The sequence below is a fragment of the Zestomonas ipomoeae genome, from assembly GCF_057128665.1.
In genome coordinates this window covers 1-2,285 of the sequence record NZ_JBSKHQ010000041.1, presented here as the reverse complement: position 1 = coordinate 2,285, position 2,285 = coordinate 1, and the positions used below count along the sequence as shown (strand labels likewise).

The window sequence follows — 2,285 nt, the reverse complement described above, 5'->3', positions numbered from 1 at the left end:
GCCGTTGGCGTCGATCTGGATGTCCCCGGCGCTGGCGGCGAGGTCGCCGGCCAGTTTCACGCCGACGCCGGCTTCGGTGCCGACCAGGCGGATGGCGCCAGCGTACATGCCGCCGAGGGCGGAGCTGTCGATGGCCAGGTGCGGCTGGGCGCTGCCGTCGTCGGCCTTGGCGGTGGCGCTGAGGTCGCCAGCGTTGACCTGGTTGCGGCCGGTGATGACGTTGAGCTTGTTGGCGTACAGCTCGGCGTTGATCTTGGCGCTGCGGGTGATCAGGTCGAAGTGGTCGACGTTGCTGGCGTTGAGGCCGGCACCGATGACGGCGATCTGCCCGCCGTCGACATCGAAGCGCTGCAGGCGGCCGCTCTCGACCACCGGCGTGCCGGTGCTGAGGGTGACCCGCGGGGTGTTGAGGAAGCCGCAGCCGTCGCAGGTGATGCCGTGGGGGTTGGCGACGACGACGTGGGCGGCCTGGCCGGCCACTTCGGTGTAGCCCGCAAGTGTGCTGGGGTTGCCGCCGGTGACTTCGTTGAGGATGAGGTTGGCCGAACCGTTCTTCAGGTTCGGGTTGCCGAGGATGATGCCGCCGAGCTGGGTGCTCTGGGTGGCGGTGTTGGCATTGTTGAGGATCAGCCCCTGCTGGCCGACGTTGTAGTCGGTAAATTTGTTGTGGGACAGGCCGCTGCCGTTGGGGGTGGCGATGTTGACCACCGGCACGCCGTTGCCGGCCGCGCCGACGCTGGCGGTGCTACCGGCGGCGACGGTTAGTTCGGCGGCGGCGCTGACGATCGGGTTGAGGAACAGCACGCCGATCAGCACGGTGGCGATGTTCTGGAAGAAGGGGCTGCGAACGTCCATGCGGAAGGCTCCTGCCAACGGCAAAATCAGAAAAAGAAATCGAGACGAAAATGCACCGGGCGCTCGCGCTCCAGGGCGTCGGGGCGCTCCAGGGAACGGGCGAAGGTGACGGCGGCGGCCAGGTGCGGGCCGCGCGCGGAGAGTTCAATGGCGTTGCCGGACAGCCGGCCGCTCTGCCCCGCGTTGTAGCGCTCGCCATGGATGACGCCGACGTCGTAGGCGAAGGCAACGCCGTATTCCTGGACGAACGGGCGCAGCGGCTCCCAGCTCACCGGCCGGCGCCAGCGCAGTTGACTGCGCCAGTAGGCGCCGCTGTCGCCGGACATCGACTGCTCCTTGAAGCCGCGCACCGAGGACAGCCCGCCGATGCTGATGCGCTGCGGGCTGTAGAGCACGTCTTCGCTGCGCTGGCCGTTGACCAGGCTGTCGAAGCTGAAGGATTCGCCCCCCAGCTGGAACGGCTGCAGGTAGCTCAGGGTCAGGCTGTATTTGTGGTAGCGAGCCACCGGCTGGCTGCCCTGGGGATCGCCGTCGCGCTGGGCGTCGAAGGCGCCGGTACCGTGCTGCCAGCCGAGGTCGAGGTTGACGAAGGCGGAGCCGATGCGCCGACCGTGGGTGAAGCCGAGCTGGGCTTCGGAGAGGCGCTGGCTGGAGACGTCGATCAGCGCGTCTTCGATGTAGTTGCGGGTTTGCAGGTGGCTGACGCCGAAGCCGACGCTGGTCTTGCTGACGTCGTCGCGGTGCAGCACGCGCTCGGCGCGCAGGCTGTGGTTCTGGCTGTCGCCGTCGGTCTGGAAGGCGAAGCCGGTGCCTTCGTTCTGGGTGCGGTAGTAGCTCTGGTTGTAGCTGTAGCTGAAGGTCCACCAGCCGTAGGGCAGGCTGTAGGCCAGGCTCTGGCTGTGGGAATGGCGGAAGCTATCGCTCACCGCGTCGCGGCTGGCGCGCAGGCTCAGTTGGTCGGCCAGACCGAGCGGGCTGTCCCAGTCGAAGCCCAGGCCCCACTGTTGCTCGCCGGTGCTTTCCTGGCCTTCGTTATGCCGCGCCAGGCTGACCCGCCAGGGTTTGCTACGCGCGCCCTTGAGCTGCACGCGGCTGCCGCCGACCTGCTCGCCGGGCAGCAGCTCCAGCTGGGCCTGGCGCGACGGCAGGCGGCCGAGCTGGTCGACCAGTTGCTCCAGCTCGCGCAGGTTCAGGCGCTCGCCCGGTTCGCCGGGAAAGGCCATGGCCAGTTCGCGGTCGCTGGCCGTCTCGGAGCTGTCCAGGCCCTCCAGGGTGCCCTCCACCACCAGCACGTCCAGCTCGCCGTCGGCCAGGTCCTGCTGTGGCAGGTAGGCGCGGGAGGTGACGTAGCCACGCTCGATGTATTGCTGGGTGATGGCCTTGAGCAGCTCGTTGAGGCGGCTGGCGCCCAGGCATTGGCCCTCGAAGGG

The 2,285-nt window shown here is 68.4% G+C and carries 2 protein-coding genes; both read right to left on the bottom strand.

The window, feature by feature from the left end; genetic code table 11:
• A partial coding sequence (locus ACWKV7_RS23595; RefSeq protein ID WP_483860146.1) for a filamentous hemagglutinin N-terminal domain-containing protein occupies positions 1 to 855 on the bottom strand: 855 nt, incomplete at its 3' end.
• 26 nt (positions 856 to 881) lie between these two features.
• Positions 882 to 2,285 (bottom strand): ShlB/FhaC/HecB family hemolysin secretion/activation protein (locus ACWKV7_RS23590; protein WP_483860145.1); only part of this gene is annotated, 1,404 nt, incomplete at its 5' end.